Origin of the sequence: Gibbsiella greigii (assembly GCF_039540155.1) — a bacterium.
Taxonomy (GTDB): Bacteria; Pseudomonadota; Gammaproteobacteria; order Enterobacterales; family Enterobacteriaceae; genus Gibbsiella; species Gibbsiella quercinecans.
Map to the genome: position 1 here is coordinate 41,038 of NZ_BAABEM010000007.1, position 26,292 is coordinate 67,329.

The 26,292-nt window shown below is 55.1% G+C and carries 25 protein-coding genes and 2 tRNA genes; 19 read left to right on the forward strand and 8 right to left on the reverse strand.

Translation table 11 applies throughout. The features are described 5' to 3' along the window. The first annotated feature begins 71 nt into the window (after positions 1-71). The 3 genes from tamA to AC559G_RS06775 are packed head-to-tail and all read left to right on the forward strand — an operon-like array spanning position 72 to position 5,970. On the forward strand, positions 72-1,808 hold the full coding sequence (tamA, locus tag AC559G_RS06765) for an autotransporter assembly complex protein TamA (protein WP_498911985.1): 1,737 nt from the start codon (positions 72-74) through the stop codon (positions 1,806-1,808). Beyond that, entirely contained in the window at positions 1,805-5,623 is a 3,819-nt protein-coding gene (gene tamB, locus AC559G_RS06770) for a translocation/assembly module TamB domain-containing protein (protein ID WP_498911986.1), read from the forward strand. Before tamA ends, tamB begins: the two co-directional genes overlap by 4 nt. Positions 5,624-5,625: 2 nt before the next feature. Then, a complete protein-coding gene (locus AC559G_RS06775; protein WP_498911987.1) occupies positions 5,626-5,970 on the forward strand; it encodes a gamma-glutamylcyclotransferase family protein in 345 nt (114 codons plus the stop codon). A gap of 62 nt (positions 5,971-6,032) precedes the next feature. Here the strand turns inward: AC559G_RS06775 and ppa are convergent, their stop codons facing one another. Together ppa and fbp are read right to left on the reverse strand one after the other, a co-directional pair. Continuing rightward, a complete protein-coding gene (ppa, locus tag AC559G_RS06780) occupies positions 6,033-6,563 on the reverse strand; it encodes an inorganic diphosphatase (protein WP_279026516.1) in 531 nt (176 codons plus the stop codon). A gap of 187 nt (positions 6,564-6,750) precedes the next feature. Next, entirely contained in the window at positions 6,751-7,755 is a 1,005-nt protein-coding gene (fbp, locus tag AC559G_RS06785) for a class 1 fructose-bisphosphatase (RefSeq protein ID WP_279026514.1), read from the reverse strand. A gap of 169 nt (positions 7,756-7,924) precedes the next feature. On the opposite strand from fbp, the gene mpl reads away from it, so the two are divergent. Further along, positions 7,925-9,304 carry a UDP-N-acetylmuramate:L-alanyl-gamma-D-glutamyl-meso-diaminopimelate ligase gene (gene mpl, locus AC559G_RS06790; protein WP_498911988.1) on the forward strand — a complete coding sequence of 460 codons (1,380 nt, stop codon included), beginning with the start codon at positions 7,925-7,927 and terminating at the stop codon, positions 9,302-9,304. A gap of 225 nt (positions 9,305-9,529) precedes the next feature. On the opposite strand, the gene yhcN is transcribed toward mpl, so the two are convergent. Together yhcN and argR are read right to left on the reverse strand one after the other, a co-directional pair. Continuing rightward, positions 9,530-9,793, reverse strand: a complete 264-nt coding sequence (gene yhcN, locus AC559G_RS06795; RefSeq protein ID WP_498911989.1) for a YdgH/BhsA/McbA family protein — start codon at positions 9,791-9,793, stop codon at positions 9,530-9,532. A gap of 365 nt (positions 9,794-10,158) precedes the next feature. Beyond that, positions 10,159-10,629 (reverse strand): transcriptional regulator ArgR, encoded by a 471-nt coding sequence (gene argR, locus AC559G_RS06800; RefSeq protein WP_095846121.1) that lies wholly within the window; start codon positions 10,627-10,629, stop codon positions 10,159-10,161. 469 nt (positions 10,630-11,098) lie between these two features. Here argR and mdh point away from each other — a divergent pair, with 469 nt between their 5' ends. Next, a complete protein-coding gene (mdh, locus tag AC559G_RS06805; RefSeq protein ID WP_498911990.1) occupies positions 11,099-12,040 on the forward strand; it encodes a malate dehydrogenase in 942 nt (313 codons plus the stop codon). 67 nt (positions 12,041-12,107) lie between these two features. Here mdh and AC559G_RS06810 read toward each other — a convergent pair whose 3' ends face one another. Then, positions 12,108-12,368, reverse strand: a complete 261-nt coding sequence (locus AC559G_RS06810) for a helix-turn-helix domain-containing protein (protein WP_498911991.1) — start codon at positions 12,366-12,368, stop codon at positions 12,108-12,110. A gap of 180 nt (positions 12,369-12,548) precedes the next feature. On the opposite strand from AC559G_RS06810, the gene AC559G_RS06815 reads away from it, so the two are divergent. Further along, on the forward strand, positions 12,549-12,917 hold the full coding sequence (locus tag AC559G_RS06815) for a DNA-binding protein (RefSeq protein WP_498911992.1): 369 nt from the start codon (positions 12,549-12,551) through the stop codon (positions 12,915-12,917). A gap of 44 nt (positions 12,918-12,961) precedes the next feature. On the opposite strand, the gene ispB is transcribed toward AC559G_RS06815, so the two are convergent. Next, on the reverse strand, positions 12,962-13,933 hold the full coding sequence (ispB, locus tag AC559G_RS06820; RefSeq protein ID WP_498911993.1) for an octaprenyl-diphosphate synthase: 972 nt from the start codon (positions 13,931-13,933) through the stop codon (positions 12,962-12,964). Between the two features lie 268 nt (positions 13,934-14,201). Between ispB and rplU the strand changes: the two genes are divergently transcribed. The 4 genes from rplU (at position 14,202) to cgtA (ending at position 17,051) form a co-directional block, all read left to right on the forward strand. Continuing rightward, positions 14,202-14,513, forward strand: coding sequence for a 50S ribosomal protein L21 (gene rplU / locus AC559G_RS06825; protein WP_279026504.1), 312 nt, complete (start codon positions 14,202-14,204; stop codon positions 14,511-14,513). A gap of 17 nt (positions 14,514-14,530) precedes the next feature. Beyond that, positions 14,531-14,788 carry a 50S ribosomal protein L27 gene (gene rpmA / locus AC559G_RS06830; protein WP_279026502.1) on the forward strand — a complete coding sequence of 86 codons (258 nt, stop codon included), beginning with the start codon at positions 14,531-14,533 and terminating at the stop codon, positions 14,786-14,788. Between the two features lie 99 nt (positions 14,789-14,887). Continuing rightward, complete coding sequence (locus AC559G_RS06835) at positions 14,888-15,859, forward strand: DMT family transporter (protein ID WP_498911994.1); 972 nt, start codon at positions 14,888-14,890, stop codon at positions 15,857-15,859. Positions 15,860-15,875: 16 nt separating this feature from the next. After that, positions 15,876-17,051: a GTPase Obg gene (gene cgtA / locus AC559G_RS06840; RefSeq protein WP_498911995.1), complete on the forward strand. Its 1,176-nt coding sequence runs from the start codon at positions 15,876-15,878 to the stop codon at positions 17,049-17,051. Between the two features lie 110 nt (positions 17,052-17,161). Here cgtA and dacB read toward each other — a convergent pair whose 3' ends face one another. After that, positions 17,162-18,595 carry a D-alanyl-D-alanine carboxypeptidase gene (dacB, locus tag AC559G_RS06845; RefSeq protein ID WP_498911996.1) on the reverse strand — a complete coding sequence of 478 codons (1,434 nt, stop codon included), beginning with the start codon at positions 18,593-18,595 and terminating at the stop codon, positions 17,162-17,164. Between the two features lie 256 nt (positions 18,596-18,851). On the opposite strand from dacB, the gene greA reads away from it, so the two are divergent. Continuing rightward, complete coding sequence (gene greA / locus AC559G_RS06850) at positions 18,852-19,328, forward strand: transcription elongation factor GreA (protein ID WP_498911997.1); 477 nt, start codon at positions 18,852-18,854, stop codon at positions 19,326-19,328. Between the two features lie 114 nt (positions 19,329-19,442). On the opposite strand, the gene yhbY is transcribed toward greA, so the two are convergent. Then, positions 19,443-19,736: a ribosome assembly RNA-binding protein YhbY gene (gene yhbY / locus AC559G_RS06855; RefSeq protein WP_095846111.1), complete on the reverse strand. Its 294-nt coding sequence runs from the start codon at positions 19,734-19,736 to the stop codon at positions 19,443-19,445. A gap of 144 nt (positions 19,737-19,880) precedes the next feature. Between yhbY and rlmE the strand changes: the two genes are divergently transcribed. From rlmE to rimP, 8 genes are all read left to right on the forward strand, one after another. After that, positions 19,881-20,510, forward strand: a complete 630-nt coding sequence (gene rlmE, locus AC559G_RS06860) for a 23S rRNA (uridine(2552)-2'-O)-methyltransferase RlmE (protein ID WP_095846110.1) — start codon at positions 19,881-19,883, stop codon at positions 20,508-20,510. Positions 20,511-20,566: 56 nt separating this feature from the next. Further along, complete coding sequence (gene ftsH, locus AC559G_RS06865; RefSeq protein WP_438599823.1) at positions 20,567-22,498, forward strand: ATP-dependent zinc metalloprotease FtsH; 1,932 nt, start codon at positions 20,567-20,569, stop codon at positions 22,496-22,498. Between the two features lie 91 nt (positions 22,499-22,589). Next, positions 22,590-23,426 (forward strand): dihydropteroate synthase, encoded by an 837-nt coding sequence (folP, locus tag AC559G_RS06870; protein WP_498911998.1) that lies wholly within the window; start codon positions 22,590-22,592, stop codon positions 23,424-23,426. Positions 23,427-23,431: 5 nt separating this feature from the next. Beyond that, a complete protein-coding gene (gene glmM, locus AC559G_RS06875; protein WP_121553656.1) occupies positions 23,432-24,769 on the forward strand; it encodes a phosphoglucosamine mutase in 1,338 nt (445 codons plus the stop codon). 218 nt (positions 24,770-24,987) lie between these two features. Further along, entirely contained in the window at positions 24,988-25,323 is a 336-nt protein-coding gene (secG, locus tag AC559G_RS06880) for a preprotein translocase subunit SecG (protein WP_095846106.1), read from the forward strand. Positions 25,324-25,393: 70 nt separating this feature from the next. Next, positions 25,394-25,480, forward strand: a tRNA-Leu gene (locus AC559G_RS06885). A gap of 58 nt (positions 25,481-25,538) precedes the next feature. Further along, a tRNA-Met gene (locus AC559G_RS06890) sits at positions 25,539-25,615 on the forward strand. Positions 25,616-25,833: 218 nt separating this feature from the next. Next, positions 25,834-26,286 carry a ribosome maturation factor RimP gene (gene rimP / locus AC559G_RS06895; RefSeq protein WP_145957816.1) on the forward strand — a complete coding sequence of 151 codons (453 nt, stop codon included), beginning with the start codon at positions 25,834-25,836 and terminating at the stop codon, positions 26,284-26,286. Positions 26,287-26,292 lie beyond the last annotated feature (6 nt).

Genomic DNA, 26,292 nt, shown 5'->3' on the forward strand with positions numbered 1-26,292 from the left:
TTATCCCGGTGTAATCCCCGGCACCAGTGCTAAGGTTGTATAGGAAAAGTAGAATAATCTAAGGAGAACGCGTGCCACGATACCGTGCCCTTTGCGTTTTATGCGTGTTATTTACTGCGCCGCCGGCATTGGCGGCCAACGTACGCTTGCAGGTGGAAGGTCTTAGCGGGGAGTTGGAACAAAATGTTCGGGTACGTTTGTCCGCGATTGGCAGCGATGAAGTCAGCGCCGACGGGCGCTTTCGTGCGCGCGTGGATCAAGCTATCCGCCAGGGGCTGCGGCCGCTGGGCTATTATCAGCCGACCATTGATTTCTCGCTGGATAACAACCCAAACCTGTCGCGGCCGGTGCTGCATGCGAAGGTCAACCCCGGTGAGCCGGTGCGTATCGCTGGCGCCGACATTGTGTTGCAAGGCGGCGCCAGAACCGATGAGGACTATCTCGCGGCGGTGAAGCGCGGGCGCCCGGAGATTGGCACTATTTTGAACCACGGCACCTACGACAGCTTTAAAAGTTCCCTGACCGGCCTGGCGCTACGCAAAGGGTATTTTGATGCCGAGATGGTCAAGAGCCAGCTTGGGGTGGCGGAAGATTTGCACCAGGCCTACTGGGATATCGATTTTAACAGCGGTGAGCGTTATCACTTCGGCGACGTTAAGTTTCAAGGCTCGCAAATCCGCGAAGATTATCTGCAAAATCTGGTGCCTTTCCATAAAGGGGATTATTACAGCTCGGGCGATCTGGCCGAGCTGAACCGCCGTTTGTCTGCCACCGGTTGGTTTAACTCGGTGGTGGTATCGCCGGACTTCAAGGATTCAAAAGCGAGCAAAGTGCTGCCGCTGGACGCGGTGGTTTCCCCGCGCAGCCGTAACACCATGGAAGCCGGCGTTGGCTATTCCACCGACGTCGGCCCGCGCGTAAAAGGGGTGTGGAAAAAACCGTGGTTGAACGATCGTGGTCACAGCCTGGAAACCAGCGCCTATGTTTCGGCGCCGGAGCAACAGCTCGATCTCTCGTATAAAATCCCGCTGCTCAAGAGCCCGCTGGAGCAGTATTACCTGCTGCAGGCCGGTTTCAAAAGCCAGGACCTGAACGATACCAAGGCGGACAGCACCAAGGTGGTGGCATCGCGCAACTGGGATCTTTCCAGCGGCTGGCAGCACGCTGTTAACTTTACCTGGCGGCTCGACCACTTTACCCAGGCGAACGTCACCGATACCACCATGCTGCTGTATCCTGGGGTGAGCGTGGCGCGTACCCGTTCACGCGGCGGGTTGATGCCAACCTGGGGCGACTCGCAGCGCTATTCCCTCGATGTTTCCGACACCACCTGGGGCTCTGGCGTTGATTTTGCCCTGTTGCAGGCGCAGAACGTGTGGATCCGCACCCTGGCGGAGAAACACCGCTTTGTGGCGCGCGCGCAGGCGGGTTGGATTGAAACCAATAACTTCGATAAGATCCCGCCGGATCTGCGCTTTTTTGCCGGGGGCGATCGCAGCATCCGTGGTTACAAATATAAAAACATTTCACCGCGTGACGATGACGGTAAGCTGACCGGTGCGTCGAAAATGTTCACCGGCTCGCTGGAGTACCAATATAACGTGACGGGCAAATGGTGGGGCGCAGTGTTTGTTGATTCCGGTGAAGCCGTGAACGACATCAGAAAAAGTGATTTCAAAACCGGGGCGGGCGTCGGCGTGCGCTGGCAGTCGCCGGTTGGGCCAGTGAAGCTGGATATTGCCGCCCCTGTGGGGGACCAGGAAACCCACGGGGTGCAGTTCTATATCGGTTTGGGGCCTGAACTATGAGCCTGATAAAAAAGATTTCTCTTGGATTTTTAATCGTACTGCTGCTGATCGTGGGCAGCGTGGCGTTTTTGCTGGGCACCACCACCGGTTTGCATATGGTGATCAACGGCGCCGCACGCTGGGTGCCCGGCCTGGATATCGCCAGCGTCACCGGCGGCTGGCGCGATCTGACGTTGAAAGGCGTCAAGTATCAGATGCCGGGCGTTACCGTCAACGCCGGCCAATTCCACCTCTCGCTCGATCTGTCCTGTTTCAGGCGCAGTTCACTGTGTGTTAACGCGCTGACCGCCGACGATGTCGACGTCGCGGTGGATACCGCGAAAATGGCGCCTTCGGCGCCAGCGGAGGAGAACAGCGAGCCCACCACCAACCTGAGTACGCCGTATCCAATCACGCTGCGCATGTTGGCGCTGAACAATGTCAACGTGCGAGTGGACGAAACTGCGATTTCGCTGGCGCAGTTCCATACCGGCGCACAGTGGCAAGAGCGCGCATTAACGCTGTTGCCGACCAAAATCAGTTCGCTGCTGATCGCCTTGCCGAAAACTCCGCAGAACCCGTTGCCGGAAGCGGTGCAACCGGCGGTGGATATCGCTAAGCAGGCCGCGGAGAAAGCCAGCGATACGCCAACACCAGCGCCGAAGTTGGAAGAGAAGCCGCTGGGCGACACGTTAAAAGAACTGTTTGCCAAACCGCTATTGCCGGATCTGCCGGAAATTCGCCTGCCGCTAGATATTACCGTGCAGGAAATCCGCGGTGAGCAGCTGCGCCTGACCGGCGATACCGATGTGTTGATTTCCAGCCTGCTGTTGCAGGCCAGCACCCAGGATCAGCACATCAAGCTGGATAATTTCACCGTCCAGTCGCCGCAGGGCTCGCTGTCGGCGCAGGGGCAGGCTTCACTGACCGGCATCTGGCCGGTGACGATGGCGGCGAATGCGGCGTTAAACGTTGATCCGCTGAAAGGCGAGAAGATCAAGCTCGATATCGGCGGCGGCCTGCGTGAAGCGCTGACGGTGGCGCTTAACCTTTCCGGCCCGGTCGGCGCTCAACTCGACGTGCAGACCCAGTTGGCGGAAGCCGGCCTGCCGTTGGCGCTGACGTTGCAGAGCAAACAGCTCAAGTGGCCGCTGGCCGGCGCCGCGCAGTATCAGGTAGATGATTTCCAACTGCGCTTTAGCGGCAAAGCGACGGATTATGCGTTGTCGACCCGCGCCAATATCAAAGGCCAGGATTTGCCGCCGGCGGTGCTGACGCTGGATGGCAAGGGCAACATTGAACAGTTCAAGCTCGATCGCTTGCGCCTGGCGGCGCTGCAGGGCAATACCGATCTCACGGCGCTGGTGGACTGGAGTAAAGCGATCAGTTGGAACTCGCAGCTTACGCTGAGCGGCATCAACACCGCCAAACAGTGGCCGGAATGGCCGGCGAAGCTGGAGGGGAAAATCACCACGCGCGGTAGCCTGTATGGCGGCAGTTGGCAGTTGCAGGTGCCGCAGTTGGATCTGCGCGGCAACGTGAAGCAAAACAGTGTGTCGGCGCACGGCTCGCTGAGCGGCAATGCGGCCGGCCAGTGGACGATCCCTGGCGTCAATCTGGCGCTGGGGCGCAATACGCTGAACGTGAAGGGCCAGTTGGATGAAAAGAGCTGGAACCTGGATGCGAATATTGATGCGCCGCGCCTTGATGGCGCGCTGCCGGGGCTGGGCGGCACCGCTAAAGGGGTGCTCAAACTGCGCGGCAACCTGCAGGCGCCACAGCTGTTGGCGGATCTGGTCGCTTCCGGCCTGCAATGGCAGGCGCTGCGCATTAACCGGGTGAAGATCGACGGCGATGTGCGCTCCAGCGATCAAATCCAAGGGCAACTGGCGGTGCGGGTGGAACAGCTCAAGCAGGATGCGCTGGAAGTTAACCTGCTGACGCTGGAAGCCAAGGGCAGCGAGAAACAGCATACGCTGCAACTGAAAATCGATGGCAAGCCGGTTTCCGGGCAACTGGCGCTGGCCGGCAGCTTTGATCGCCAGCAGCAGCGCTGGCGCGGCAATCTGAACAACACCCGTTTTGATACCCCAGTCGGCGAATGGCGCCTGACGCGCGCTATCGCCCTGGATTACCTCAATACCCAGCAGAAAATCAGCGTTGGGCCACACTGCTGGCAAAACCCGGATGCGGAACTGTGTGTGCCGAACACCATTGAAGCTGGCGCCAGCGGGCAGGCAAGCGTGGTGCTTAACCGCTTTGATCTGAACATGCTCAAACCGTTCCTCGGCGAGGAAACCGCGCTGAGCGGGGTGTTTAACGGCCGTGCCGACGTAAGCTGGAAAGCGGGCGAAGCACTGCCGCAGGCAAAAGTCTCACTGGTGGGCAACGGCGTGAAGGTGGTGCAGCAGGTGCAGGGCAAGCCACTGCCAATCGCCTTTGACCGGCTGAACCTCAACGCGGCGTTGAACAATGGCCGCGCCCAGGCGGACTGGCTGATTAAGCTCACCAACAACGGCCAACTGGAGGGCAACGTGCAGGTGGCCGATCCGCAAGGGCGGCGCAACATCGCCGGCAACGTCAACATCACCAATATTTCACTGGCGCTGCTCAACCCGGCGCTGACGCAGGGTGAGAAGGCGGCGGGGATGCTGAACGCCAACCTGCGCTTGGGCGGCAGTGTGCAAAAACCGCTGGTGTTTGGCCGCCTGGCGCTGGATCAGGTGGATATCGACGGCAACTGGATGCCGTTTGATATGACCAATGGCCGGCTGGTGATCAACTTCAACGGCATGAGCTCAACGCTGGAAGGGCTGATCGCGACGACCCACGGGCAGCTGAATTTGACCGGGGACGCGGACTGGCGCGAGCTTAACGCCTGGAACGCGCGCATCGCCGCCAAGGGAGATAGGCTGCGCGTTTCAGTGCCACCAATGGCCCGTGTCGATGTTTCGCCTGACATCGTGTTTGAAGCCACGCCGCAGCTATTCTCGCTTAACGGCAAGGTGGATATCCCGTGGGCGCGCATTACCGTCCAGGAACTACCGGCAAGCGCGGTGGGCGTCTCTTCCGATGAGGTGATGCTGGACGACAAGCTGCAGCCGATACACGAGCAAACCGCGTCCATCCCGATCAACAGCAACCTGATGATCCACGTGGGCGATGACGTGCGGCTTGATGCCTTTGGCCTGAAAGCCGGCCTGAAAGGCGATCTGAAGGTGGTGCAGGACAGAAACGGCCTTGGCCTGAATGGCCAGATTAATATCCTGAACGGGCGTTTCCACGCCTATGGTCAGGATCTGATCGTACGCAAAGGCCAACTGATGTTCTCTGGGCCGCCGGATCAACCCTACCTGAACATGGAGGCGATCCGTAATCCGGATTCCACCGAGGACGACGTGGTGGCCGGGGTGCGCGTGACCGGGCTGGCGGATGCGCCGAAGCTGGAAGTGTTCTCCGATCCGACCAAATCACAACAGGAAGCCCTGTCTTATCTGCTGCGTGGCCAGGGCCTGAGTAGCTCTGGCGCCGATGGCAACGCCATGACTTCAATGTTGATCGGTATGGGGGTTGCACAAAGTGGGCAACTTGTGGGTAAAATCGGCGAGGCGTTTGGCGTAAGTAATTTGGCCCTTGATACCCAGGGAGTTGGCGACAGTTCCCAGGTTGTAGTGAGCGGTTATGTCCTCCCTGGCTTACAAGTAAAATATGGGGTGGGTATTTTCGACTCGCTGGCCACGCTGACGTTGCGTTACCGCTTGATGCCCAAGTTGTATCTGGAAGCGGTGTCTGGTATCGACCAGGCATTAGATTTGCTCTATCAGTTTGAGTTTTAGCGATGCGAATAATTGTCTACGGCAGTTTAAGGCGCAAACAGGGGAACAGCCACTGGATGACCAATGCCCAGTGGCTGGGTGAACATGAGCTCGACGGCTACCAGATTTATAATCTGGGCCATTATCCGGCGGCCATCGTGGGGGAGGGGATGATACATTGCGAAGTGTACCGCATCACCTCTTCGATTCTGGCCGAACTGGATGAACTGAAAAGTAATACCAAAGACTACCGGCGCGAACTGATTCAAACGCCTTATGGGAGCGCGTGGATCTACCTGTATAAACACAGTGTGGAAGGGTATCCGCTGATCGAAAGCGGCGACTGGCTAAAGCGTGACGAAGAATAAGTAGCACGGCAATAAAAAAAAAACACCGCCCACTGGGCGGTGTTTTTTCATGGCGGGCGGCCTTATTTTTTGGCAGCGCGCTCAAAAGAGGCGATGATTTCGGCTTTGGCCGCGGCGGCGTCTGCCCAGCCTTCGACTTTAACCCATTTGCCTTTTTCCAGATCTTTATAGTGCTCGAAGAAGTGGGCGATTTGTGCCTTCAGCAGTTCAGGCAGATCGTTCACGTCTTTGATGTGATCGTATTCTTTGGTCAGTTTGCTGTGCGGAACGGCAACCAGTTTCGCATCTTCACCGGCTTCGTCGGTCATTTTCAGAACGCCGACCGGGCGGCAGCGGATCACGGAACCCGGCTGCAGTGGGTATGGCGTTGGCACCAGCACGTCAACCGGATCGCCATCCAAAGACAGGGTGTGGTTGATGTAGCCGTAGTTGCACGGGTAGAACATTGCGGTGGACATGAAACGGTCAACGAACAGCGCGCCGGTTTCTTTGTCGATTTCGTATTTGATCGGATCGGCGTTAGCCGGGATCTCAATAACTACGTAGATGTCTTCTGGCAGGTCTTTGCCCGCAGGGACCAGGTTCAAGCTCATGTCGGTTTCCTTTCATCAAACCAGAAATGGAGTGGCGGCTATTATAGCGGACTCTCTTACGATTTCCTGCCCTTTTCATCACCGGCACCGAGTGGCTTTGGCCTGGCGGCGTTTTCCGGATTAATCCGGCGCCGGCCTGGGCTAGCATGCATCGTTAGCCCCTGGCAGCGCCGGCTCGGCGGGGGGATTATTCGTCTGGGAATTCGGCGATAAAGCGTTCTGCGTCTTCGACCATCGATTTGGTGCCGACGAAGAACGGCGCCCGCTGGTGCAGCTTGGCGGGAATGATATCAAGAATACGGTTTTTGCCGTCGCTGGCCTTGCCGCCGGCCTGTTCGGCCAAGAATGCCATCGGGTTGCATTCATACAACAGGCGCAGCTTGCCTTTTGGGTGGCTGGCAGTGCTGGGGTATATATAAATACCGCCTTTTAGCAGGTTGCGGTGGAAGTCGGCAACCAGTGAGCCGATATAGCGTGAGGTATAAGGACGTAACGTCGCTTCATCCTGTTCCTGGCAGTATTTGATGTATTTCTTCACGCCGAGAGGGAACTTGATGTAGTTGCCTTCGTTGATGGAATACATATTGCCGGTGTCCGGGAATTGCACCCGTTCGTGTGAGAGGCAGAACACCCCCAACGACGGATCGTAGGTGAAAGCATGCACGCCGTGGCCAGTAGTGTAGACCAGCATGGTTGAAGAACCATAGACCACGTAACCGGCTGCGACCTGGCGGTTGCCGGGCTGCAGGAAATCTTCTTCGGTGACGGGGGTACCGACAGGCGTTACACGCCGGTAGATAGAGAAAATAGTACCGACAGAGACGTTAACATCAATATTTGATGAACCGTCCAAAGGATCCATCAGCACGACATATTTGCCGTTTTCTGCACGCTCGCCGTCGAAAATAACGATCTCGTCTTCTTCTTCAGAAGCGATGCCGGCCACTTCGCCGCGCGCTTTTAATGCTGCCTTCAGTTTTTCATTCGCGTACAGATCCAGCTTCATCTGGACTTCACCCTGTACGTTTGAAACGCCGCTGGTGCCGAGGATATCCACCAGGCCCGCTTTATTGATGTCGCGGTGGATAATCTTGGCGCCCAGCTTGATGGCGGAGAGTAACGCAGTCAGCTCACCGGTGGCGTGAGGAAAGTCGTGTTGTTTCTCGACGATAAATTCGCCTAACGTTTTCATGACACATTCCCTGAATCGACAGATGGACAGCGATTTGGTAACAAACCGCTTACGTTTTCTTCAGCAGTGTAGCCCAAAGCGAAACGCTATTCATAGGCAAATCCATTTCTTCTGGACTAATCTGAGGGTTAGAATAAGCGCTAATTCGACGTCACTAAATGAGAAACCTATGCGCATTCACATTCTTGGGATCTGTGGCACCTTTATGGGGGGGTTGGCGATGCTGGCCCGCTCGTTGGGGCATGAGGTCACCGGCTCAGACGCTAACGTCTACCCGCCAATGAGCACGCTACTGGAGAACCAGGGAATCGATCTCATTCAGGGTTACGATCCGGTCCAGTTGGATCCCGCTCCCGATCTGGTGATCATCGGTAATGCTATGACGCGCGGCAATCCTTGCGTGGAAGTGGTATTGGAACAGGGGATCCTGTATGTTTCCGGGCCGCAGTGGCTGCACGATTATGTGCTGCGCGATCGCTGGGTGCTGGCGGTGGCGGGCACCCATGGCAAGACCACCACGGCAGGCATGGCGACCTGGATCCTGGAAGCCTGCGGCTATCAGCCGGGGTTTGTCATTGGCGGTGTGCCGGGCAACTTTGAGGTCTCTGCACGCTTGGGCGACAGCCCGTTCTTTGTGATCGAAGCCGATGAGTATGACTGTGCGTTCTTCGACAAACGATCGAAATTCGTGCACTACTGCCCGCGGACCCTGATCATGAACAACCTGGAGTTTGATCACGCAGATATCTTTGACGATCTGAAAGTGATCCAGAAACAGTTCCACCACCTGGTGCGTCTGGTGCCGGGCAAAGGCCGGATCATTGTGCCGGAGAATGATGCGCACCTGAAGCAAGTGATGGCGATGGGGTGCTGGAGTGAACAAGAACTGGTTGGGGAAGACGGCACCTGGCACGCACGTAAGCTGACGCCGGACGCCAGCCATTATGAAGTGTTGCTCGACGGTGAAAAAGTGGGTGAAGTCAAATGGGCGCTGGTGGGTGAGCATAATATGCACAACGGCCTGATGGCGATCGCCGCCACCCGGCATGTAGGCGTGTTGCCTGCGGATGCCTGCCGTGCGCTGGGGGATTTCATCAACGCCCGCCGCCGCCTGGAACTGCGTGGTGAAGCCAATGGCGTGACCGTCTATGACGATTTTGCCCATCACCCAACCGCCATTCTTGCCACCCTGGCGGCTTTGCGTAGCAAGGTCGGCGGCACGGCGCGCATTTTGGCGGTGCTGGAGCCACGTTCCAACACCATGAAAATGGGCATCAGCAAGAATGAACTGGCGCCGTCATTGGGGCGCGCTGACGAAGTGTTCCTGTTCCAGCCGCACCATATTCCGTGGCAGGTTGCCGAAGTGGCGGAAGCCTGCGTGCAGCCAGCGCACTGGAGCGCCGATCTGGATACGCTGGTGGAGATGATCGTAAAAACTGCTCAGCCTGGCGACCATATACTGGTGATGAGCAACGGCGGTTTTGGCGGTATACACGATAAGCTGCTGGCGGCACTGGCGAAAAAAGCCGAGCTGAAAGCGCATTATTGATTGCTGCAGGCTCCAAACTGAAACCGCCATTCGGCGGTTTTTTTACGCGTTGCAGGCCCCATTTTGCCGCCTCTGTCCCTGTCCGAGTGGTTTACGTGCATAAAAAAGCCCCCGCGAGCGGGGGCAAAGGGGTTCGTCGGATAGGACGACGAGTTTTTTTAGGAAACTTGGTTTGGGTTGTTTTGTGCAATAGCCGGGAGGAGCCGGCGATTGCCACCATGGTGACTACTTGTAGATTTCGGCCGTAGCGTGCCAGTTGCCGTTTTCGTTAACTTCGATAATGCGATAGGCGGTTGCGCCTTGCTTATCGGCTTTTTCAGAAAGCGCCTGGCGTACATCGGAAGGTGCGCCGATGATGCCGCCTACGCTGATGGTGCCGATTGATTGCAGGGTTTCTGCCTGTTGGTTATTCACCAGGGTGGCGGCTGACGTACCGAAAGCCAACATGGATAAGGCGCTGAGCGCTAAAACGGTAGCTTTAATTTTCATTTTTAACCTCACTGTATTCTCGGATCTATTCACATAACTTGTGATCCACATCGTGGAAATGAGTATACATCTAGTAACCATGAAAATTAATAGCAAGCTAACAATTTGCAATAAGGCTTTTCTATTAGCGTTTGCATGGTAATAATCAGAAAGAATAAAAAACGAACACTAAATAATCATTCCATGTTAAAAACATGTAATTTCAATAGACTGGCAACTTTTGATTAATTGTGCGTAACAATCAGGCCGCTAAAGGGGAGGGGGTGGCTGTTATGAGAAACCGGGAAAGGGGGCTTGCGGTGAAGCTGACGAACGGGGAAGTGCAAGAACGCGGCTCACACCGCGTTTTTTGCTGCCCTCTGGCGCTATAATTCCTGTTCGAACAGTGCCAGGATAGCTTCGAATAGCTGATGGGCGGTAAAATTACTGGCAGGCGTCACGAAAATAGTGTCATCACCGGCGATGGTGCCAAGGATACCTTCCGATTTGCCGAGTGAATCAAGCAGGCGGGCGATCAGCTGCGCAGCGCCGGGGCTGGTGTGGATAACAACCAAAGCATCATTATGATCGACATCCAGCACCAAATTTTTAAGCGGGCTGGTGGTGGTCGGGACGCCAAGCTCAGCGGGAAGGCAGTACACCATTTCCATTTTGGCATTGCGCGTGCGTACAGCGCCGAACTTTGTCAGCATACGCGATACCTTGGACTGGTTGATATTTTCGAAACCTTCTTCTTGCAGCGCTAAAACGATCTCGCCCTGAGAGCTGAATTTTTCTTCTTTCAATAACGCTTTGAACGCTTTGATCAGATCTTCCTGTTTTGCGGGATTACGCATTTTGCACCGTGGAATGTTGGGAAACAGAAGTCATTATTATGCATTTATTTGCATTTTTATGCAATAAGGGTGCGCTGGAATGTGGGGTTACGTGGTATGGCGAGCGTAGAGCGCGCTATGCTAGCAGCATCGGCTGCGGATGAATATGCCTTTTGGCACCGATGCCATATCACTCAAAAAGTGAACAAAATGTTATAGAAGTGATATTATTGTGATGTGAAGGAAGGGTGTAATGTGACGTTCTGACCAGTCTACGCGTGCTTTAGCATGTATTATTTCTGGTTAATGCGCGCTATGCCCTTAATGCGTAAGTGATTTCATCTAGAATGGAAGCCATATTCTGCTTCCATCGTGCTTGAGCCTCGTAAACCCTACAGTTAAGAGATTGTTTTTACAAGCGTAATAAATTAAGGTTCGCACCCCATGAATTCACGGCGCTTTTATATTTAAGATAATAAAGGAGTATAGGATGAAAGTTGCAGTTCTCGGTGCTGCTGGCGGTATCGGCCAGGCCCTCGCCCTTCTACTCAAGACCCAACTTCCTTCAGGTTCTGAACTCTCTCTGTACGACATTGCTCCTGTCACCCCAGGCGTGGCCGTTGATCTCAGCCATATTCCTACGTCGGTCAGCATCAAAGGCTTCTGTGGTGAAGATGCCACTCCGGCGCTGCAGGGGGCGGACGTGGTGCTGATTTCCGCCGGTGTGGCGCGTAAGCCGGGGATGGATCGTTCCGATCTGTTTAATGTTAATGCCAGCATTGTGCGTAACCTGATCGCGCAGGCGGCAAAAACCTGCCCGCAAGCCTGTATCGGCGTTATTACCAACCCGGTGAATACCACGGTGCCGATTGCGGCCGAAGTGTTGAAGAAAGCCGGGGTGTATGACAAGCGTAAGCTGTTCGGCGTCACCACGCTGGACGTCATCCGTTCCAACACCTTCGTGGCGGAGCTGAAAGACAAGCAACCGGAAGCACTGGAAGTGCCCGTTATCGGCGGCCATTCCGGCGTGACCATTCTGCCTCTGCTTTCGCAAATCCCTGGTGTTAGCTTCAGCGAGCATGAGGTGGAAACCCTGACCAAACGTATCCAGGATGCGGGTACCGAAGTGGTGGAAGCCAAAGCCGGCAGCGGCTCGGCAACCTTGTCGATGGGCCTGGCCGCGGCATGCTTTGCGCTTTCCCTGGTGCGCGCCATGAATGGTGAAAAGGGTGTGGTGGAATGTGCTTACGTTGAGGGGGATGGCGAATATGCCCGCTTCTTCGCGCAACCGTTGCTGCTGGGGAAAGACGGTATCGAACAATATCAGGCTATCGGGCCATTGAGCGCTTATGAGCAAAACGCGCTGGACGATATGCTGGACGTGTTACGTAAAGATATTGAGCTGGGCGAGAAGTTTATCCATAACGCCTAAGCCCCCTGCCTTTAACCTCATAACATTGCCGCCGGCATGAAACCGGCGGTTTTTTTCTTTATTGCACTTACTGCTTAATACGGCTCTTGCGATCCAGCAAATGGTTGGTTTGTGGATCAAAATAGCGGCTTGGCCAGATCTCCGCCGGATGAATATCCAGCGCTTCAGCGATCAGCCATTCGCCTTTTGGCCACGGTCGGGAAAGGGCATTTGCCAGGGTGGAGGAACACAGGCCAGCCTTGCGCGACACCGCTGCCAGAGTGGTGCCCTTTTTACGTAATGCCGCAATAACATCCGCTGGGTGCCAGTCAGGTTTCCTTGAATTCATGTTTACATTCCTTTTTTGGTTAGCCAAAGTCATGTTAGTGGTATAAATAACCTGTATAACTTAAACGTTTTCATCAACTAAAACGTTTATACGGAAACCAGAATATCACTAAGTTTTCTGGAAAATATCTAAATAATTTCTGAAATTCTTTTCGCTACACTATCGTCAGAGAACATGGCTATGAAAAATGAGTGGTTTGCTGCCAAGGAGCTTATAGGCGTTGCGGGGTTACCTTCTTCACCACAAGGAATTAATTTGATGGCCCGTCGTGAAGGTTGGGTTAGCCGTCGCCGCAAAGGTGTTCAGGGAAAGGCGCTGGAGTATCACGTAGATAGCTTGCCGAAAGATGTCCGCCACCTCTTGTTACTGAAAGAAGAACCTGCGAGTTACGATCTGGATCGCAAAGATCCGCTGGTAGTTTGGGTTGAATACTATTGGCATATGTCGGAGGGTGAACGCGAAAAGGTGTTGGCATTCCTGATGCGCGAAGGGATAGGCAGCCTGTTAAAACGCATTAGCGGGGAAAATGGCGCTGAGGAAGAGACATAGGCCCGGGCTGCGGACCTATGAAAACTGACTGTCGTATTACGCTCTTAATGGTTTCTCTGTACCGCCATATGAGCCAGGCCTTCCAACGCTTGGCGGTATGGCGATGCCGGTAAAACCTGTAGGGCGGCGATAGCCTTGTCGGCTTCTTCCTCGGCGCGCTGGCGGGTGTATTCTAACGAACCGCATTGCTGCATGGCCGCCAAGACCGGCTCCAGTAAATGGCGGCCGTTGCCCTGTTCAATCGCCCCGCGGATGAGCGCCGCCTGTTCGCTGTTGCCATGGTGCATGGCATGCAGCAGCGGTAGCGTCGGTTTTCCTTCGTTAAGATCGTCGCCGGTGTTTTTGCCCAGCGTGACGCCGTCGGCGCTGTAATCGAGCAGATCGTCGATCAGTTGGAATGCGGTGCCCAGGTATCTGCCGTAATCGCGCAGGCTGCTTTCTTCGGCTTCGCTGGCGCCCGCCAAAATCGCGGAAGACTGGGCAGCGGCTTCAAACAGGCGCGCGGTTTTGCTGTAGATCACCCGCATATAGCTTTCTTCGGTAATGTCGGGATCGTGGACGTTCATTAATTGCAGCACTTCGCCCTCGGCGATTACGTTGACCGCTTCCGACATTAGCGCCAGCACGCGCAAGGATTCCAGGCTGGTCATCATTTGGAAAGCGCGGGTATAAATGAAATCGCCAACCAGCACGCTGGCGGCGTTGCCGAACGCGGCGTTGGCAGTCGCCTTGCCGCGGCGCATGTCGGATTCATCGACGACATCGTCATGCAACAGGGTGGCGGTGTGGATGAATTCAATCAGCGCAGCGACGGTAACGTGCTTGTTGCCTTCATACTGTAGCGCCCGTGCCGCCAACACGGCGATCATCGGGCGAATGCGCTTACCGCCGCCGCTGATGATGTAATAGCCAAGCTGATTGATGAGCGTGACTTCGGAATTTAACTGTTCGAGAATGATTGCGTTCACGTCCGCCATATCTTGCGCGGTTAAATCGGTAATTTGTTCTGGTTTCATTGTATTTTTTTCAGCTGTGTTTCTCTTCACAGCGATCAGATCGCTGTTCACATCGGTGCATGGCGGTAACTGTTTCCTGATTGTACTTGAAAAACGCCCCAGATAAATGCCACGAAAGAAACTGTGTTTTTTTTCTTCTTTTTTCTACTTCAGGCCTGATTCTGCTCTTGTCATGCGCGGGATTATTGCGTAGAATTCGCGCCCTATTGTGAATATTTATAGCGCGCTCTGTACTGAACAGTTAAGCACGCGGAAAGCGGAGTTTTATATGTACGCGGTTTTCCAAAGTGGTGGTAAACAACACCGAGTAAGCGAAGGTCAGACCGTTCGCTTGGAAAAGCTGGACATCGCAACTGGTGAAGCGGTTGAGTTTGACCAGATTCTGATGATCGCAAATGGCGATGATATCAAAATCGGCGTTCCTTTCGTCGATGGCGGCAAGATCAAAGCTGAAGTCGTTGCTCACGGTCGTGGCGAGAAAGTTAAAATCGTTAAGTTTCGTCGCCGTAAACACCACCGTAAGCAGCAGGGCCACCGTCAGTGGTTCACTGATGTAAAAATCACCGGCATCAGCGCTTAAGTTAGGAGAGCAGATTAATGGCACACAAAAAGGCTGGCGGCTCGACTCGTAACGGTCGTGATTCCGAATCCAAACGTCTGGGCGTAAAACGCTTCGGCGGTGAAGCAGTACTGGCTGGCAGCATCATCGTTCGTCAGCGCGGCACCAAATTCCACGCTGGTACCAACGTGGGTTGCGGCAAAGATCACACTCTGTTCGCTTTGAAAGACGGCAAAGTCAAATTCGAAGTGAAAGGCCCGAGCAACCGTAAATTCATCAGCATCGAAGCTGAGTAATTTTTCGAGCCGGTCCTACATAGATAAAAGCCCCGCAATTCGTTGCGGGGCTTTTTATATTTATGGACACCTCTCCCTCCTGGTGCTTATACGGGTATCATGGAAACAAAACAGCAGGCTGGCATAGGCATTTTTTTGGCGCTGACAACGGCTGTTTGTTGGGGCGCGCTGCCAATTGCAATGAAAGAAGTGCTGGAGACGATGGCGCCGTTTACCATCGTCTGGTACCGCTTTACCCTTGCCGCAATCGGGCTGTGCCTGATCTTGGCCGTGCGGGGTAGGCTGCCGCCGTTGCAGCTCTTTGCGCGGCCACGTTGGCTGCTGCTGCTGGCGATAGCTACAGCGGGTTTGTTGGGGAATTTCGTGTTTTTTAGCTCCTCGTTACAATACCTGAGCCCGACGGCTTCACAGGTGATCGGGCAGCTCTCGCCGGTGGGCATGATGTTCGCCAGCGTGTTGATCCTGAAAGAGCGCATGCGTATCACCCAGGTGATTGGCGCATTGATGCTGATTAGCGGGCTGATGCTGTTTTTTAACGTTAGCCTGGTTGAGATTTTTACTCGCTTGACGGATTACACCCTGGGGGTGCTGTTGGGCGTATGTGCGGCCATGGTGTGGGTCGCCTATGGCGTGGCGCAGAAAGTGTTGTTGCGCCGTCTGGCTTCACCACAAATTCTGGTATTGCTGTACACTTTATGTGCAGTGGTGTTATTCCCGTTGGCCGAGCCCGCGGTGATTTTCCAGCTTAGCGGCTGGCAATTGGCTTGCCTGCTGTTTTGCGGTGCGAATACGCTGATTGGTTATGGCGCGCTGGCTGAAGCCATGGCGCGCTGGCAGGCGGCACAGGTAAGCGCGCTGGTGACGCTCACTCCGTTGTTTACCCTGTTATTATCTGATTTATTGGCTTTGGCATGGCCACAGATGTTTGCTGCTCCGCCCCTGAACCTGGTTGGTTATATTGGTGCATTTGTGGTGGTGGCGGGCGCTATGTTTTCCGCAATCGGCCACCGTTGGTGGCCGCGTCGGACAGAAATAAATCGGGTTGCTCCTTTGAAGCCGCCCGGTGAATGAGTTACGGAGACGGTAAATGAAGTTTGTAGATGAAGCGACGATTCAGGTCTTTGCTGGTGACGGTGGTAATGGCTGCGTCAGCTTTCGCCGCGAGAAATATATTCCTAACGGTGGGCCGGACGGCGGCGATGGCGGCGACGGCGGCGACGTCTATCTGCTGGCCGACGAGAACCTGAACACCCTGATTGACTACCGCTTTGAGAAGTCGTTCCGTGCTGAACGTGGCCAGAACGGCCAAAGCCGCGATTGCACCGGCAAGCGTGGTAAAGATATCACTATCAAAGTGCCGGTCGGTACCCGCGTGAAAGATCTCGGCACCGGTGAAATCCTGGGTGACATGACGCGCCATCAGCAACGCCTGATGATCGCCAAAGGCGGCTGGCATGGCTTGGGCAACACTCGCTTCAAGTCATCGGTGAACCGTGCGCCGCGCCAGAAAACCAATGGCACGCCGGGGGAAGAACGCGACATTCTGCTGGAATTGTTGTTGCTGGCCGATGTCGGGATGCTTGGCCTGCCGAACGCCGGTAAATCCACCTTTATCCGTGCGGTATCCGCCGCCAAGCCGAAGGTTGCCGACTATCCGTTTACCACTCTGGTGCCAAGCCTGGGTGTGGTGCGTATGGACAGCGAGCAAAGCTTCGTGGTGGCCGATATTCCCGGGCTGATTGAAGGCGCGGCCGACGGAGCTGGGCTGGGTATCAGGTTCCTGAAGCACCTGGAGCGCTGCCGCGTGCTGTTGCACCTGGTGGATATTGCGCCGATCGATGAGTCCGATCCGGTGGAAAACGCGAAAATCATCATCAACGAACTGCAGCAATACAGCGAGAATTTGGCGCACAAGCCACGCTGGCTGGTGTTCAACAAAGTTGACCTGATGGGTGAGGAAGAGGCTGCCGAGCGCGCCAAGGCGATTGTAGAGGCTCTGGGCTGGGAAGATAAGTACTACATGATCTCTGCCGCCAATCGTGCCGGCGTCAACGCCCTGTGCTGGGATGTGATGAACTTCATCAATACCCAACCGAAGGAAATGGCGATCGAAGAAAGCGCGCCGGAGAAAGTCGAGTTCATGTGGGATGATTATCACCGTGAACAGCTTGCCGAAGCGGAAGCTGAAGCCACGGACGATGATTGGGATGACGACTGGGACGAAGATGACGAAGAAGGCGTTGAAATCATCTACCAGAAGTAAGAAGCTTCCCTACTGCGTGCCTGCTTATCGGCACGCTTAATGACAAGCCCCGCTTCCCATTGGGAAGCGGGGCTTGTTTGCATTGGCTGGGGGGCAACCGGTGGCTTGCCTTAGTTGTTTTGGTAGATATCCCGGTATAAGCGGCTTTCAAAGCGCACCAGCGGCACTCGGCGCTGTTTCTGATCTTCCGGCGGCACGGCGTAGCCTGACAGATACTGCACGAACGCATAGCGTTGGCCGCTCGCGGTGGTAATAAAGCCCGCCAGGTTGTAAACGCCCTGCAATGCACCGGTCTTGGCCGAGACTTTGCCGTCGACGCCGGCCTCGTGTAGGCCGCCGCGGTAGCGCAGCGTGCCGTCATACCCCGCCAGCGGCAGCATGGAGATAAAGTCCAGCTCGTTGTCATGCTGGGCGATGTACTGCAACGCCTGCATCATGGTGGCCGGCGTCAGCAGGTTGTGGCGCGAGAGGCCGGAGCCGTCGACCACGATGTTGTTGCCCAGATCCACGCCGGCTTTTTGGCGCAGCACCTGGCGCACCGCGTCCGAGCCTGCACGCCAGGTGCCTGGCACGCCGAAGCGCTCGTGGCCAATGGTGCGGAACACCGTGTCGGCAATCATGTTGTCCGATTTTTTCAGCATGATTTTCAGCAGATCGTGCAGCGGCGCCGACTGGGTCTGCGCGATAACTTCGCCCTTCATGCCCGGTTGGGTTTGGCGTTTCAGGTGGCCTTTGATCACGATACCGGCCTGCGTCAATTCATCTTTCAAAATCGCGCCGGCATAGCTGGCGCCATCCTGGACGGCAAATGCCAGCGGCAACGGTTCGCTACGCTGCGTCAGGCAGCCGGTCAGGGTGAAGCGGTTCAGTTCCCCCGGCGCCACGTCCAGCTCGCAGTACTGGGCATCCGGCGAGCCTTTTGCCAGGGTGCGCACCTGGCTGAACATGTTCACCGGGTAGTAGGAGGCTACGCGGATAAACGCCATTTCCCCTGGCGTCGGCGCGCTGTAAAGCGAGACCGAGAAACAGTTGCGATCGACGATCGCCGCCGCCGGCGGCGCGCTGAAGCACTGCGTCAGGTCGTTCCAGGGCCAGCCGGGCGCTTTGTCGTGGCTGGCGAACACGGATGTGTCGATAAGCACATCGCCGCTAATTTCCTGCACGCCCTGTTTTTTCAATGCCGCTACCATGTTGCGCAGATTTTGGCGTTTAAAAGTCGGATCGCCGCCAAAACGCGCAATCAGGTTGCCGCGCAGGGTGCCGCCGCTGATGCTGCCCTGGCTTTCCAGCGTGGTGGAAAACCGATAGTCAGGGCCAAGCTGCAGCAATGCCGCCAGCGCGGTCAGCACCTTTTGCGTACTGGCCGGCAGGGCCATCTGCTGCGAGTGATAATCGATGATGGGCGTGGTGGCCCCAATCTTCTGAACGACCAGGGCAAGGTTGGCCCCATCAGGCAAATATTGTGTGTAATCTTCAACCGGGGCCGCATTTGCATTAAGGGCAAACGCACAGGCCAATGCACTGACAATTCGTGGAAAACGCATAATCTCGGGCTAACTGCTGGATAACGTGCCGTCATACTACGGTGCATTAAGGGAAAAAGTAAACGATGACCCCTAAGGAACTCTACGGTAAAATACGTATCAAAATGCAAAACCGAACCTGACTCGGGCACTTGGCCCGAGTCAGGCTTCTTTTGTTTGTCGCCTGGAAACGGTGGTGTGTAACCCTCCGTTTTTTCATACGAATACGTCAGGATGACGGTTATTTGAACAGGAATGATTTAGAGGTATTGATACTATGAAACAGATTCCGATGACCTTGCTTGGCGCAGAAAAGCTGCGTGAAGAACTTGAACATTTGAAAACCGTGCGCCGGCCGAAAATCATTGCCGACATCGCGGAAGCCCGTGAACACGGCGATCTGAAAGAAAATGCGGAATACCATGCGGCCCGTGAACAACAAGGGTTCTGCGAAGGGCGCATTCAGGAAATTGAAGCCAAACTGTCAAACGCGCAGGTGATCGACGTCACCAAGATGCCCGCTAACGGCCGTGTGATTTTTGGCGCTACCGTATCGATATTGAACCTGGATACCGAGGACCAAGTGACATACCGCATCGTGGGTGACGATGAGGCCGACTTCAAGAAAAATCTGATTTCGGTAAACTCACCGATGGCGCGCGGTTTGATCGGCAAAGAGCAGGATGATGTGGTGGTGATTAACACCCCGGGCGGCGACGTTGAATATGAAATCCTGAAGGTCGAATATCTTTGATCGCGCCGGCTCTGGTTATAAGTTAGCCAGCTTTTTGTAAAGAAAGGAAAAAGGCCGCACGCGGCCTTTTATCTTGAACCGGTGCATGGCACCTTTTCGCTAAACTGGCGGCGTTTAACGCGGTAAACTGATTTTTCGCTCTTTGCTTGGGCGATAAAGCACGAGCGTACCACCGATAACCTGTACGTTGCAGGCGCCGGTTTCACGAACGATAGCGTCGGCGATCAGGGACTTGGTTTCGCGATCTTCAGCTGCGATCTTTACCTTGATCAGCTCATGGTGCTCCAGAGCCTGTTCTATTTCAGCCAGCACCCCTTCGGTCAGACCGTTATTACCCAGCATGACTACCGGTTTTAACGGGTGCGCCAAGCCTTTCAGGTGCTGTTTTTGTTTGTTATTCAGATTCATTGTCTTTTTTGCTTAAGTTGGGATTGAAAACGGTACATTCTACCGCCATCTCATGTATATCACCAAATCGGTCTGTGACCTGTGGGAGTCTACGTGAGTCGCGAACTTGGCATAAGGCTCTTTTTAGGATAGTTGGAAAACGAGATGGCGAATAAAAAGCGTTCGGCCAGTTCCAGTCGCTGGTTACAAGAACACTTTAGCGATAAATATGTGCAACAGGCGCAGAAAAAAGGGCTGCGATCTCGCGCCTGGTTTAAACTTGATGAAATACAGCAAAGTGACAAACTGTTTAAACCGGGAATGACCGTCGTGGATTTGGGCGCAGCGCCAGGTGGCTGGTCGCAGTACGTCGTCACCCAGATCGGCGGCAGCGGGCGCATTATTGCCTGCGATCTTTTGCCGATGGATCCTATCGTCGGCGTCGATTTCCTTCAGGGCGACTTTCGTGATGAACTGGTGCTAAAAGCCTTGATGGAACGTGTAGGTGAAAGTAAGGTTCAGGTGGTCATGTCCGACATGGCCCCGAATATGAGTGGCACCCCGGCAGTCGATATACCAAGATCGATGTATCTGGTTGAACTCGCGCTTGATATGTGTCGTGATGTTCTCGCACCAGGTGGAAGTTTTCTGGTGAAGGTGTTCCAGGGAGATGGCTTTGACGAGTATCTGCGGGAAATTCGCTCCCTGTTTACGAAGGTTAAGATTCGTAAGCCAGACGCTTCTCGCGCACGTTCGCGTGAAGTGTACATTGTAGCGACAGGGCGCAAACTGTAGTACCCTAACGCTGTTTGTTAACACAGTTGTAATATGAGGTTAATCCCTTGAGTGACATGGCGAAAAACCTAATTCTCTGGTTGGTCATCGCGGTCGTATTGATGTCCGTATTCCAGAGCTTTGGGCCCAGCGAGTCGAATGGCCGTAGGGTAGATTACTCTACCTTCATGTCCGAACTGACCCAAGATCAGATTCGTGAAGCACGAATTAACGGACGTGAGATCAACGTTACCAAGAAAGATAGTAACCGATACACGACTTTTATCCCTGTTAACGATCCAAAACTGTTGGATACGTTACTGACCAAGAATGTGAAAGTTGTCGGTGAACCGCCTGAAGAGCCGAGTTTGCTGGCTTCTATCTTTATTTCCTGGTTCCCGATGCTATTGCTGATCGGTGTCTGGATTTTCTTTATGCGGCAAATGCAGGGCGGCGGCGGCAAGGGCGCGATGTCCTTCGGCAAGAGCAAGGCCCGCATGCTGACGGAAGACCAGATCAAAACTACGTTTGCCGACGTTGCGGGCTGTGACGAAGCCAAAGAAGAAGTCAGCGAACTGGTGGAATACCTGCGCGAGCCGAGCCGTTTCCAGAAGTTGGGCGGCAAGATCCCGAAAGGTGTGCTGATGGTGGGGCCGCCGGGTACCGGTAAAACCCTGCTGGCGAAAGCCATCGCCGGTGAGGCTAAAGTGCCGTTCTTCACCATTTCCGGTTCCGACTTCGTTGAAATGTTCGTCGGTGTGGGTGCTTCCCGCGTACGCGACATGTTCGAGCAGGCCAAAAAGGCCGCGCCGTGCATCATCTTCATCGATGAAATCGATGCCGTCGGTCGCCAGCGTGGCGCCGGCTTGGGCGGTGGCCACGATGAACGTGAACAAACGCTGAACCAGATGCTGGTTGAGATGGACGGTTTCGAAGGCAATGAAGGCATTATCGTGATTGCCGCGACCAACCGCCCGGACGTGCTGGACCCTGCGTTGCTGCGTCCTGGCCGTTTTGACCGCCAGGTTGTGGTTGGGCTGCCGGATGTGCGTGGCCGTGAGCAGATTCTGAAGGTGCATATGCGCCGCGTGCCTTTGGCAGCGGATATCGACGCCTCGGTGATTGCGCGTGGTACCCCTGGTTTCTCCGGCGCCGATCTGGCGAACCTGGTGAATGAAGCCGCCTTGTTTGCCGCCCGCGGTAACAAGCGTGTCGTGTCGATGGTGGAGTTTGAGAAAGCCAAAGACAAGATCATGATGGGGGCCGAACGCCGCTCCATGGTGATGACCGAAGAGCAGAAAGAATCGACCGCGTATCATGAAGCAGGCCACGCCATCATCGGCCGCCTGGTTCCAGAACACGATCCGGTGCATAAGGTAACGATTATTCCACGTGGCCGTGCACTGGGTGTGACGTTCTTCCTGCCGGAAGGCGATGCGATCAGCGCCAGCCGCCAGAAGTTGGAGAGCCAGATTTCCACGCTGTACGGCGGCCGCCTGGCCGAAGAGATCATCTACGGGCCGGAAAAAGTGTCTACCGGTGCGTCGAATGACATTAAAGTCGCCACCTCCATCGCGCGCAACATGGTGACCCAATGGGGCTTCTCCGAGAAGCTGGGGCCGCTGTTGTATGCTGAAGAGGAAGGCGAAGTGTTCCTGGGCCGCTCGGTGGCCAAGGCGAAGCACATGTCTGATGAAACGGCGCGCATTATCGATCAGGAAGTGAAGTCGCTGATTGAACGCAACTACACCCGTGCGCGTACGCTGTTGATGGAAAACATGGATATCCTGCACTCAATGAAGGATGCCCTGATGAAATATGAAACCATCGACGCGCCGCAGATCGACGATCTGATGAACCGTAAAGACGTGCGCCCGCCGGCAGGTTGGGACGATGCGAGCAAAAACAACAGCTCTGACAACGGCGGCAGCCCAAAAGCGCCGACGCCGGTTGATGAGCCACGCACGCCAAACCCAGGTAACACCATGTCTGAACAGCTCGACAAGTAAGTTGGCTGTGCAATAACATCAAACCCCGGCCAGCCCGGGGTTTTTTATTGCCCAATGGGCGATGAATTCGGAACAGTAAGGTAGATTTATCATGCAGTTGACCGTGCGCGACATGACTCTTGACCTCACCCGTCCGCAAGTGATGGGCATTCTCAACGTCACACCTGACTCCTTCTCTGACGGCGGCCGCCATAATTCGCTGAATGCTGCGCTGCAGCATGTGCAAGCGATGATTGCCGCGGGCGCGACGATGATTGACGTTGGCGGCGAATCAACCCGCCCCGGAGCGGCCGATGTTAGCGCCGACGAAGAGTTGGCGCGCGTGGTGCCGGTGGTTGAAGCGCTGGCGCGGCGTTTTGAGGTCTTTATTTCGGTGGATACCTCGAAGGCGGCGGTGATCCGCGAATCCGCAAGCGCGGGCGCGCATTTGATCAACGATGTGCGATCGTTACAGGAACCGGGCGCATTGGCCGCGGCGGCACAAAGCGAACTGCCGGTGTGCCTGATGCACATGCAGGGCGAACCGCGCACGATGCAACAGGCGCCGCAGTATGACGATTTGATCGGTGATGTGAATACGTTTTTCCAGCACCATATTGCCCGCTGCAATGCGGCGGGGATAACAAATCAGAAATTGCTGCTCGACCCAGGCTTCGGTTTCGGTAAGAATCTGGCGCATAATTATCAGCTTCTGGCACGGTTATCCGAGTTTCATCATTTCGGTTTGCCGCTATTGGTGGGCATGTCACGTAAATCCATGATTGGCCAACTGCTTAATGTACCGCCTGAACAACGGCTTATCGGCAGCGTTGCCTGTGCGGTTATCGCTGCGATGCAGGGCGCGCAGATTGTCAGAGTGCATGACGTTAAAGAAACCGTCGAGGCGATGCGTGTCGTCGAGGCAACACTTTTAGCTAAGGGACAGTAGAGACTATGAGCGAGCGTAAATATTTTGGCACCGACGGCATCCGTGGCAAAGTCGGTGACAGCCCGATAACCCCGGACTTCGTCCTTAAGCTCGGTTGGGCGGCGGGGAAAGTGCTGGCGCGTCATGGCTCTCGCAAGATCATCATTGGTAAAGATACCCGTATTTCCGGCTATATGCTGGAGTCGGCGTTGGAAGCCGGCCTGGCGGCTGCGGGGCTGTCCGCTTCGTTCACCGGCCCGATGCCGACGCCTGCGGTGGCATACCTGACGCGGACTTTCCGCGCCGAAGCCGGCATTGTGATTTCGGCTTCGCACAACCCGTTTTACGATAACGGCATCAAGTTCTTTTCCATCGACGGCGCCAAGCTGCCTGATGAGGTTGAAGAGGCGATTGAAGCCGAGATGGAAAAACCATTGACCTGCGTTGAATCCGCCGAGTTGGGTAAGGCCAGCCGCATCATCGACGCCGCCGGCCGCTACATTGAATTTTGTAAGGGCACCTTCCCGAGCGAACTGAGCCTAAAAGGGCTGAAAGTGGTGGTTGACTGCGCGAACGGCGCCACCTACCACATCGCGCCGAGCGTGCTGCGCGAGCTGGGGGCGAAAGTGATCGCCATCGGCGTTGAGCCGGACGGCATGAACATCAACGAAAAATGCGGCGCGACCGACGTGCGCCAACTGCAGGAGCGCGTGCTGGCGGAAAAAGCTCACGTCGGGCTGGCATTTGACGGCGACGGCGATCGCGTCATGATGGTTGACCACCTGGGCAACAAGGTCGATGGCGACCAGATTCTGTATATCATCGCCCGTGAAGGGCTGCGCCAGGGCCAATTGCGCGGCGGCGCCGTGGGCACGTTAATGAGCAACATGGGCCTGGAACTGGCGCTGAAACAGCTGGGCATTCCTTTTGCCCGCGCGAAAGTGGGTGACCGCTACGTGTTGGAAAAAATGCAGGAATTGGGGTGGCGCATCGGTGCCGAAAACTCCGGCCACGTGATTTTGCTGGATAAAACCACCACCGGTGACGGTATTGTCGCCGGCCTGCAGGTGCTGACGGCGATGGTGCGCAACCATATGTCGCTGCACGATCTGTGCAGCGGGATGAAACTGCTGCCACAGGTGCTGGTCAACGTGCGCTTTGCCGGCGAGCACAACCCACTGGAATCTGCCGCGGTGCTGAAAGAAGCCGAAGCGGTCGAAGCGGAATTGGCCGGCCGTGGCCGCGTGCTGCTGCGTAAATCCGGCACCGAACCCCTGATCCGCGTGATGGTGGAAGGGGAAGACGAGCAGCAGGTTACCGCGCTGGCAAACCGTATTGCCGATGCGGTGAAATCCGCAGGTTAAAACAGGTGGTTACCCGGCGGCGTCGGGTCATGCCGCCGGTGAAAAGCTTTTTGGCGTTTTTTTCCGCAAACGCGCTGGTGGCAGCAAATTGCCCTTGCGCGCTTTGACGGCTTTGGTTAGTATTCACACCCGCTTCAGTGGGTAGTTGATAAAAACGCCTGCTTTTTTGGTGAGAAGCCTTTGGTTCGCGGTGAACCCGCAAGGATACAGGTACAACTATGTACGAAGCTCTTTTGGTAATTTTCCTGCTGATCTCAATCGGGCTTGTGGCTCTGATTATGCTGCAGCAAGGTAAAGGTGCTGATATGGGAGCCTCATTCGGCGCAGGTGCTTCCGGCACGCTGTTTGGTTCGAGTGGTTCCGGTAACTTCATGACCCGTATGACGGCGGTACTGGCGACGTTGTTTTTCGTCATTAGCCTGATTTTGGGCAACCTGAGCAGCAACCAAAGCAAAAAAGGCAGTGAGTGGGAAAATCTGGGCCAGCCAGTAAAAACTGAGCAGGCGCCTGCACCGGCCGCACCAGCCAAGCCAAGCAGCGATATCCCGCAGTAAGCCGGTTATACAGTGTTTGAAAGCGGTCGTTAGTCAACATTCGGCGGCCGCTGCAGTAGAAGTAAACAGTACCGAGGTGGTGGAATTGGTAGACACGCTACCTTGAGGTGGTAGTGCCCTAACGGGCTTGTGGGTTCGAGTCCCATCCTCGGTACCAATCCTAAGATAACTTGCAATTTTGCGATTATCAGCGTAGTATTTGCCACGTTTTCGGACGCGGGGTGGAGCAGCCTGGTAGCTCGTCGGGCTCATAACCCGAAGGTCGTCGGTTCAAATCCGGCCCCCGCAACCACTTTCCTTCAAGTGTTTATTTTCAAATACACTTTTCGATTGAAATCCGCTTTTCTCGAACAACATTTGAAAATGATACTTGTATCGGAAGTTGTACCGAAGCCGCTGTGCGGCAAACAGGGTCCAGTTGCATAAAGCCCCGAATTTTCGGGGTTTTTTGTTATTTGGCAACAGAATCACTGGGCTATTAGGCCCTTTTTTTATGTCTTGGGGGTGGGCTTGTCCACATTAGAGCAAAAATTAACAGAGATGCTTTCGGCACCGGTAGAGGCGTTGGGCTTTGAGCTTGTAGGCATCGAATTTATTCGTGCGCGCCAATCGACGCTCCGCATCTATATTGATAGTGAAGACGGTATCACTGTTGATGATTGTGCTGATGTCAGCCACCAGGTCAGCGCCGTGTTGGATGTTGAAGATCCCATCACTGTCGCTTACAACTTGGAAGTCTCCTCTCCTGGCCTTGATCGTCCAATGTTCACCGCAGAGCACTATACTCGCTTCCTCGGTGACGAAGTCAGCATGGTCTTGCGCATGGCGGTACAGAACCGCCGCAAATGGCAGGGCATTATCAAGTCTGTCGAAGGCGAAATGATCACGGTTACTGTGGATGGGAAAGATGAAGTGTTCGCGCTGAGCAATATTCAGAAAGCGAACCTGGTACCCCACTTTTAAAGAGTT